At 72.6% G+C, this 8,199-nt stretch carries 4 protein-coding genes; 2 read left to right on the top strand and 2 right to left on the bottom strand.

From position 1 onward, the window contains the following. Positions 1 to 546: 546 nt before the first annotated feature. Entirely contained in the window at positions 547 to 4,500 is a 3,954-nt protein-coding gene (locus tag IEY55_RS31195) for an FkbM family methyltransferase (protein ID WP_189062183.1), read from the bottom strand. 383 nt (positions 4,501 to 4,883) lie between these two features. Continuing rightward, entirely contained in the window at positions 4,884 to 6,227 is a 1,344-nt protein-coding gene (gene glnA / locus IEY55_RS31190; protein WP_189062182.1) for a type I glutamate--ammonia ligase, read from the bottom strand. A 93-nt stretch (positions 6,228 to 6,320) separates the two neighbouring features. Here glnA and IEY55_RS31185 point away from each other — a divergent pair, with 93 nt between their 5' ends. Further along, complete coding sequence (locus IEY55_RS31185; protein WP_189062181.1) at positions 6,321 to 7,013, top strand: LppX_LprAFG lipoprotein; 693 nt, start codon at positions 6,321 to 6,323, stop codon at positions 7,011 to 7,013. Continuing rightward, the gene (locus IEY55_RS31180) at positions 7,010 to 8,173 is read left to right on the top strand and encodes an MFS transporter (RefSeq protein ID WP_189062180.1); all 1,164 of its coding nucleotides are present in this window, start codon (positions 7,010 to 7,012) and stop codon (positions 8,171 to 8,173) included. The genes IEY55_RS31185 and IEY55_RS31180 overlap by 4 nt, the downstream gene beginning before the upstream one ends. Positions 8,174 to 8,199 lie beyond the last annotated feature (26 nt).

The following is an 8,199-nucleotide window of genomic DNA, read 5'->3' as shown; positions in this document are numbered from 1 at the left end:
CCACCATCACTGGCATACATCCGGCACGCTGTTGAGTTCTCAAAGAACACACGCACACCATCACAGAACCGCGCTCACACGCAGCCCGATCCGGGGCGATTGTGTTTCGGTGTTTCTAGCTTAGCCGGTCCGTTTCTTCCCGGTCAAATCGACCCCTCGGGGTCATTGCCCTGGTTCCGTCCCGACAGCCACACAAGCCTACCCGGTCCGATCCGCGGCGTCAACCGCTCGGCCCGGGACACTCCGCCCCCGAAACACCTGGCGAGGGGGATTCGCTCGACCGTCCTGTCCGGGCCCTTGCGGGCCCCCGTCCGGCCTCCCGTGCGGCACGAAGAAAGTTACGCGCCTCTGTCGCGACAAGTCAAATCGGCTGGTCAGCGGCTTGTGGATCGTGAACGGCGATCGACATCGGGGTGGCGAGAACGATCAGAAGGCGATCAGCGGGCTCGGTTGACGACGGGGCCACCACCGCGGCAGCAACGGCACGACAGTCCGCCAGGAGCCTGTCGTGCCGTGCCCCGTGAGCGAACTCGCCGCCGGGACCGATCAGCCGGAGCGATCCTTGGGCCGCAGCCACAGCGATGCCGTCGCTCCCGGCCCTGCGGTCTCCACCGCGCCCAGGACGTCCTCCGGGCTGACCGGTGCCGATCCACCAAGGGCCACCAGGTCGTATCCCCAGGTGCCGAACTCCCGCAGCGCCGCCGCCGGGTCGTCACCCAGCTCCGCCGTGGCCGACGGGGAAAACGCGCACACCACGTGCGGACGGTCCCGACGGAGCAGCCGGACCAGGCCACCCAGTGCCCGGTGGCTCGCGCCCGGCGCATCCACCTTCACCACCGACAGGCGCAGGTCCTCCAGCGCGGGGATCGCTTCCAGCTCCTTGTCGAGCCGAACTGCCCGCACACTCGTCCCGCCCGTCCTGGCCGCCGGATCGGGCAGGTTCGTCACGGGCTCCCCGTTGTTCGCCGCTTCGACGGCCGAGGCGGCGACCGCGACCGGCTGGGGTCGCACGTTCACACCGCCGGTCAGCGCCGGGACCACTTCGATCTCGGTGGGCGTGTCCCACGCTGCTGCCTCGACCACCGTCAACCCGCGAGCGACCTCGGGCGCGACGTTGGTCGCCACGTTGTGCCGCAACAGGGCGCGTGCCCGGCCGCACGGTTCGACCGCGACCACGGTGCCGCGTGTGCCCACCCGGCTGAGGACGCGCAGCGTGTGATACCCGACGTACGCGCCGACGTCGAGGAAGACGCCGTCCGGTTCGAGCAGCGAGTCGATGAGCGTACCGACGTCGGGCTCCCAGACGCCGTGCGTGGAGAGCCACGGCAGCATCAGCCCGTCCTCGGCCGGCAGCCGCAGCACCCCCGCGTCGCAGAGCACCATGGACGTCGCGATGCCGGCGAGGTCCTCTCCACGTGGCTCGCTCTCCCAGCGGCGTTCGTGCTCGCGCACCACCACGCGTCGCAGTGCGTCGGTGGTGCGGACCGCCTGGCTCGCCGCGCGCATGCCGGACTCCATGCGCTGGTCCCGTTCACGCAGCGACTCCTGGACGGTCGTCTCCAGCGCGTCGATCCGGTCCAGGGTCTTGGTCAGCGCGCCGGCGAGCCGGTCCAGTCGTTCGGCGAGGGCATCGATCTGCTTGCCGCGCTTGGCGGCCTCGGCGGCGACGACCTCCTCGACCATGGCCAGGCGGCGGGCCTGGCTTGCCAGGTCGGCCCGGGCGCGCAGTACGCCGTCGTCGGCACCCACGAGCTGGTCGGCGAGCTGCTGTTGCCGGTCTGCCAGCCGGGCCAGGTCCGCCCGGACGTCGTCCAGTTCGGCGAGCCCGGCGCTGTGCGCGACTTCGTCCTGCCGGCGTAGCAGTTCCCCGGCGGTGCGTTCCACCCCGTCGACCAGGGCGCCCATCATGTCGCGCAGATGGGCGTCGTAGTGCGCCAGCACCCGGAGCACCGCCTTCCGCAGGGCGGGGGCCATCGGGATCCTGCTCTGGGCGTCCACCTCGGGCTGCCGGTGCAGGGCGTGCTTGGCAACGAGTAGGGGGCGCAGCGGGTCGTCCGCCTGGTTCAGCCGGTCCTGGGCGAGTCGGCCGCGCCAGCTCCGGTACGCCTGCTCGACCCGGTGCCGGAACTGGTCCGCGGCGTTGACGGCGGTGCGGGTGCGTAGCACGTGCTCCCGGCCGAGCCGGCCGATCTCGCGGGCGCCGTCCCGGTCGTCGGCGATGCCGCGCAGCAACCGGGCGGCGGACCGGACGTCGGGTTCGACGCCCCCGTTGTGGCAGGGCACGAGCACGGCGACGGCGCGGTCGAACAGCTCGGCCACGGCGCCGTGGTCGCTGGCCAGCACGGGGATACCGCGGGCGGCGGCGGTGGCCAGGAGCAGGGCGGTCCGCTCGCCCACCCCGGCGGTGTCGCCGCCGGGGTCCTGTGCGCGGTGCAGGGCCGCGACGCAGTCCGCGGCGTCGAGCAGTTCCTCGGCGCCGGTGCCTTCGACGAGGACGATGCGCTGGTCGGAGGCGGTGGCGAGGCGTAGGCGCTCGGCCGCCTCCGGGTGGTCGGCGGCGCCGGTGACGGCGAGCACGAGGCGGGCGTCGTCGCGCTCGCCGAAGGCGGCGAGGAACGCGGAGACCAGGCCGAGTGCGTTGCCGCACCGCTCCTCGGTGTGCTCGGCCGCTCCCAGGAAGACGGCGTGGTGGTCGTCGAGGCCGAGCCGGGCGCGGGCCGCCTTGCGGGAGGGCAGGTCGACCTCGCCGCGGTCGGGGACCGGGAGTGCGACGGCGTGCACCGGGACATCGAGCCGGTGCAGGTCGCGGCGCGCCGTTTCGGAGAGCACCCACAGTTCGGAGATACCGGTCAGGTCGAGGTCGGCGGTGGCGTCGGGGTGCACCTCGACGACGTAGCGGTCGGTGGGCGGGGCGGGTGCGCCCGGGCAGCGCACGACCACCGGGTATCCGGCCTCGGCGGAGGTGGGCAGTCCGGACGCGTGTGCGGCGGCGCGCAGCTCGTCGGCGACGGTTCCGGTGCCGAGGACTGTCACGCCGAGCTGGTCGACCATGGGCGGCGCCTGGACGGAGGGGGTGCGTACGGCGTTGGGATGCAGCCGTCCGGAGGGCACGCCCTGCTGTGTGCACCAGTGTCGGAAGGCCGCCGCGTCTGCGCCGAACGGGTCAGGGAAGGTGCGGCGCAGTTCGGGGTCGTCGGCCCACAGCGCGGCGGACCAGCGGGAGCCCCCGGCCGTGCGCTGCCGGTCGTCGGCGGGTTCGCAGGCCCACGCGACGAACTCGGCGACGTCGCCGGGGTCGTGTGGGGCGTCGCCGGCGCGGAATGCCGGGGGCGGCGGCGGGGTCCCGTCGCGTTCGGCGGCCAGCCACGCCTCGCGGTAGGCGCGGCGGAGGGCACCGGGCAGCGGGGTGCCGTCGGGAAGCAGGTCGAAGCGGTAGCCGGCGTCCCGGGTGTGGCCGGCGCGGACCAGGTCGTTGCGGTAGGCCGCGCAGATCTCGGCGAGCAGCGGGTGTTCGGAGAGCAGGACGCGGGGACGGTCGGCGACGTCCGCGGACAGCAGCCACGGGCGTTGCGGGTCGAACCCGTGCAGGTGGGCGGTCCGCAGCCGGGCGCCGGTAACGCGGGGCACGCCGGTGTCGTCCTTGGTGAGCTCGCGTTGCGCGGCGTTCCATACCGACAGGCCGACGCCCGGGTCGCGCAGCACGTGGTGGTCGATCAGCGCCAGCGCGCCGTCGAGGCAGGCACCGACCTCGTCCGGGCGTTGCCGGACCAGGTCCGCCCAGGTGTGCAGGAACGGCTCGGCGGTCGGCGCGACCCCGAGGAAGCCGGGGTCGAAGAAGCCGGCGGCACGCAGCTCCGCGGGTGTGGGGCGCAGGCCGTCGCGGGGCAGTGGCTCCAGCACGCGGGGTACCAACAGCAACGGGCGCTCGCGCAGCAGCGGGCGGACCAGCTCCTCCAGCCGTCCGAGCACCACCACGCTGGGGTCGAGATGGAGTACGGGTCCGCCGGCGGGAAGCAGGTGGGTCAGGAGACGGGGGCGCAGGACTGCGCGCAGCTGCTCGGCGGTGCAGGCGGTGCCGAGGCGGGCCAGCTCGGTGGCGTCCACGCCCAGGTCGGCGGGGCGGAGTAGCTCGACCGCGCCGGCGGGTGGGGTTCCGCCGCCGGGCAGGTCGACGAGTAACGCCACGAAGCGGGCGCCGGGGTGGTGGCCGAGGAAGGTCTCCCCGAGCACCCGCACGGCGGCCAGTTCGCCGCTGGTCGCCGTGGTACAGGCGATCAGCGGGGGCTCGGCGGCCTTGACGGCGAGGGGGGCGGCCGTCCGCTCGGGGTCGATCACCGGGATCGGGGCGGTTGTCTCGGTCTCGGTGGGCTCGGGTTCCGGGGCACCGGTCTTTTCGGTGCCCTCGCCCGGGGGCCAGTCGGCCGGATCCGTACTGTCCGGCCCGCACGGCGCGGGGGTGTCGTCGGCTTGCTGGTTCGGGTCGGGATTGCCGTGCTGCACGTGCCGAACCTATGCCGTCTGTCCAGAGGCGTCGGGGTGGCGACACACCCTCCCCGGACAGGCAACAAACGTGAGTTCCGCACGGAAACGCATGCGGCTGTGACGTATGGCGGCGTGGGCACCCGCGTCACCGCCCGGGCGCTCCCCACACGGTTCCGCGTTCGGGTCGGCTGAATCCCGCGACTACCAGGAATTTCGGCCGGCCCAGCTCTTCGGCGGGGCCTGCGCCAGGCATTCGGCGTAGCGCGGGGGCAGGAAGGCTCGGGTCGCAACCAAAGCCATGTGGCCGGTTGTCCCCGCAGCTGCGGGGACAACCGGCCAACCCAGAGCCGTGGGCCGATCGGCCGGCGCTGCGTCCTGCCGCCCGGCAAGCCCTGCGCCTCCTACAGCATGGGCAGGTAGGTGCGCAGCTCGTAGGGCGTGACCTGACGCCGGTAGGCGTCCCACTCGGCACGCTTGTTGCGCAGGAAGAAGTCGAAGACGTGTTCCCCGAGGGTCTCGGCGACCAGCTCCGAGTTCTCCATGACGGCCAGTGCTTCGGCCAGGTTTTGCGGCAGGCTCTCGTAACCCGCGGCGCGGCGTTCGGCCTCGGTCAGCGACCACACGTCGTCCTCGGCCGCCGGCGGTAGCTCGTAGCCCTCCTGGATGCCGCGCAGCCCGGCCGCCAGCGTCATCGCGTAGGCCAGGTAGGGGTTGCAGGCGGTGTCGAGGCTGCGGATCTCCACCCGCCGCGAGGACGCCTTGCCCGGTGAGTACATCGGCACCCGCACCAGCGCCGAGCGGTTCGCGTGGCCCCAGCAGACCGCGGTGGGCGCCTCGCCGCCGACGATCAGCCGCTTGTAGGAGTTGACCCACTGGTTCGTCACCGCGGTGATCTCGCGGGCGTGGCGCAGCAGGCCGGCGACGAACGCCTTGCCGGTGGCCGAGAGCTCGTAGGGGTCCTCGCTGTCGTAGAAGGCGTTGCGGTCGCCCTCGAACAGGCTGACGTGGGTGTGCATGCCCGAGCCCGGTTGTTCGGAGAAGGGCTTGGGCATGAACGAGGCCCGCACCCCCTGCTTGATGGCGACCTCCTTGACGACGTACCGGAAGGTCATCACGTTGTCGGCCATCGTGAGGGCGTCGGCGTAGCGCAGGTCGATCTCCTGCTGGCCGGGAGCGCCCTCGTGGTGGCTGAACTCCACCGAGATGCCCATCGCCTCCAGCGCCTCGATGGCGTGCCGGCGGAAGTGCGGGGCGGCGTCGTGGCTGGACTGGTCGAAGTAGCCGCCGGAGTCGGCCGGCTCCGGCGGGGTGCCGTCGGTGGTGAGGTCGGTGAGCAGGAAGAACTCGATCTCGGGGTGCACGTAGTAGGTGAAACCGGCCTCGCTGGCGCGGGCCAGGGCACGCCGCAGCACGTGCCGGGGGTCGGCCCAGCACGGGGAGCCGTCGGGCATGGCGATGTCGCAGAACATCCGGGCCGAGTAGTGCTCGCCGTCCGGGGTCTCCCACGGCAGGACCTGGAAGGTGGCCGGGTCGGGCCTGGCGACCATGTCGGACTCGTAGACCCGGGCGAACCCCTCGATCGCCGAGCCGTCGAAGCCGATGCCCTCGGCGAAGGCGCCCTCCAGCTCGGCCGGGGCCACCGCGACCGACTTGAGGAAGCCGAGCACGTCGGTGAACCAGAGCCGGACGAACCGGATGTCGCGCTCCTCGAGGGTGCGCAGCACGAACTCCTGCTGGCGATCCATGCCGGCAGCGTAAGGCGTGGCCAGGGGGTGGCGCCGGCCACGGCACGCGGATACGGCCGGCGCGCGCGGGGGTGGCTGCCTACGATCGGCGGCATGATCCTGCGCTGTGCCCGGCTGGGCGCGTTGGTCCTGCTCGCCACGCTGGTGGCGGGCTGCACCGACGATGCGAAGCCGGCCCAGTCCCTGCCTGACGGTGGCGAGCTGCTGCGGCAGTCCGCCGCGGCGATGCGCTCGGTGGAGAGCGTGCACTTCACGATCAATGCCGACGGTGCGGTGGCCGGGTTGCCGCTGCGCGGCGCCGAGGGCGATCTGACCCGGGCGGGCAACGCCCGGGGCAAGGCCCGGGTGCAGCAGGCCGGTTCCGTGGCCGAGCTGGACTTCGTGCTGGTCGACCAGGACATCTACGTCAAGGGCCCGACCGGCGGTTACCAGCGGTTCCCCGCCGGGTTGGCGGCGACGCTGTACGACCCGAGCGCGATCCTGGACCCGGAGCGCGGGGTGGCCAAGCTGCTGTCGGAGGCGTCTGGGCCGCGGACCGAGGCCGAGGAAGAAGTGGCTGGTACCAAGTCCTACCGGGTGGCGGCGACCGCGCCGAAGGACGCTCTGTCCGGGTTGCTGCCCGGGATGACCGAGGACGTGCCGGGCACGCTGTGGGTGGACGCCGGCAGCAAGCGGCTTGTGCAGGCCCGCTTCGACGTGCCCGGGGCCGACGGCGGCAACAAGGTTCCCGTCACCGTCGCGTTCTCCGACTTCGGTAAGCAGGTCGACATCCGGCCACCGGCGTGAGCGAGGTCCTCGGCCGGCGGAGGCGCTCCGTCGCGATCGGCGTGGGCGGGCTGGCGGTGCTGCTGGCCGCCCTGGACACCTACGTCGTCGTTAGCCTGTTCGTGGACATGCTGCGGGACCTGGGTGTCCCGCTGAACCACCCGGAGCGGGCGACCCCGATCGTCACCGGCTATTTGCTGGGGTACGTGGCGGCGATGCCGCTGCTCGGTCAGCTCTCCGACCGTTACGGCCGGCGCCTGCTGCTGCAGGGCTGCCTGCTCGGCTTCGCCGCGGGCTCGGCGGTGACGGCGTGGGCGGGTGACCTCTGGCCGCTGGTGGCGGGTCGGGTGGTGCAGGGTGTCGCGGGTGGCGCGCTGCTCCCGGTGACGTTGGCGCTGGCAGCCGACCTGTGGTCGGAGCGGCGACGGGCGACCGTGCTGGGCGCGGTGGGCGCGGCCCAGGAGTTGGGCAGCGTTCTGGGCCCGCTGTACGGGGTGGCGCTGGCCGCGCTCGTGCAGTGGCGCGGGGTGTTCTGGGTCAACGTGCCGCTCGCGTTGCTGGCGATGGTGTTGGTGCAGTTCTCGGTGCCGGCGGGTCGGCCGAGCGCGTTGCGTACGAGCGCGAAGGTCGACGTGGTCGGCGGTGCGCTGCTGGCCGTGACGCTGGGGCTGCTGGTGGTCGGGCTCTACAACGAGCAGCCCGACAAGTCGGTGTTGCCGCCCTGGGGGCTGCCGGCCCTGGGTGGCGCAGGCGTGGCCTTCGTGGGCTTTCTGCTGTGGGAAGCGAGGGCCCGTACCCGGTTGCTCGACCCCGCCGGCGTGGCGATGCGGCCGTTCCTTGCGGCGCTGCTAACGAGTGCGGCGGCAGGTGCGGCACTGATGGTGACGCTCGTCGACGTACAGCTGTTCTCGCAGACGGTGCTGGGTAAGGAGACCGCTGCGGCGACGGGCCTGCTGGTGCGGTTCCTGGCGGCGCTGCCGATCGGCGCGGTGCTGGGTGGCTGGTTGGCAGGGCGGTTGAGTTACCGGATCGTGACGGTCGCGGGGATGCTGCTGGCCGCCGCCGGATATCTGCTGGTCTCCGGCTGGCCACCCGATGTGTTGGCAGCCCGGCACGTGGTGGGCCCACTGTCCCTTCCCCGGTTGTCGCGCGTCAGACTTTGTGGCTCAGGGGTTATGTAGGTTCCTGACCAGGAGGTATGACGTAT

This window comes from Longimycelium tulufanense (assembly GCF_014645795.1).
In the GTDB taxonomy this organism is placed as follows: domain Bacteria; phylum Actinomycetota; class Actinomycetes; order Mycobacteriales; family Pseudonocardiaceae; genus Longimycelium; species Longimycelium tulufanense.
Note: the sequence above shows the minus strand (reverse complement) of the source record. Positions and strands in the feature narration are given on the sequence as shown.

Excerpts from the sequence above, each read along its gene's own strand:
- glnA (WP_189062182.1), bottom strand. The coding sequence starts at position 6,227 with ATGGATCGCCAGCAGGAGTTCGTGCTGCGCACCCTCGAGGAGCGCGAC.
- IEY55_RS31185 (WP_189062181.1), top strand. The coding sequence starts at position 6,321 with ATGATCCTGCGCTGTGCCCGGCTGGGCGCGTTGGTCCTGCTCGCCACG.